1 protein-coding gene is annotated in these 716 nt (G+C 44.6%); it reads left to right on the top strand.

All coding sequences use genetic code 11. The features are described 5' to 3' along the window. The coding region (recT, locus tag AXI59_RS13695) for a recombination protein RecT (RefSeq protein ID WP_061528525.1) at positions 1-716 on the top strand (716 nt) is incomplete at both ends.

The following is a 716-nucleotide window of genomic DNA, read 5'->3' as shown; positions in this document are numbered from 1 at the left end:
AACAAAGCAAGTGGAGCACCCGCCGAAAAGCCGCCTACTCCAGCGCAAACCATAACAGCTTACCTTGAAAAAATGGCGCCAGAGATTCAAAAGGCTCTGCCGGATCACGTAAAACCCGATCGACTAGCTCGTATTGCTTTAACGACAATTCGCACCAATCCCGCCCTTTTGGAATGCACTGTCCCTTCGTTGCTCGGAGCTGTAATGCAGTCAGCCCAATTAGGACTGGAGCCGGGGCTTATAGGGCATTGTTATTTTGTTCCTTTTTGGAATAACAAAGAAAAAAGACGCGATGTACAATTCATCATCGGTTACAAAGGAATGATTGACCTTGCAAGAAGATCAGGACATATCGAAAGTATTTATGCTCATGCCGTTTATGAATCAGATGAATTCGACTACGAACTGGGCTTGCATCCTAAGCTGGTTCATAAGCCAGCTACCGGACAAAGAGGTGCGATAACCCATGTTTACGCTGTAGCCCACTTTAAAGATGGCGGCTATCAATTCGAGGTTTTCAGCAAAGATGATATAGACAAAACACGAAAACGAAGTAAAGCAAGTGATAACGGGCCATGGAAAACAGACTATGAAGAAATGGCTAAGAAAACTGTAATTCGTCGCATGTGGAAGTACTTACCGATCAGTATTGAGATTCAACAACAAGTCGCTCAAGACGAGACGATCAGAAAGGATATAACAGCAGAAGCCCAGTC

The organism is Bacillus nakamurai, assembly GCF_001584325.1.
In the GTDB taxonomy this organism is placed as follows: domain Bacteria; phylum Bacillota; class Bacilli; order Bacillales; family Bacillaceae; genus Bacillus; species Bacillus nakamurai.
The sequence above is the reverse complement of the archived record's forward strand: the minus strand, read 5'-3'. Positions and strand labels throughout refer to the sequence as shown.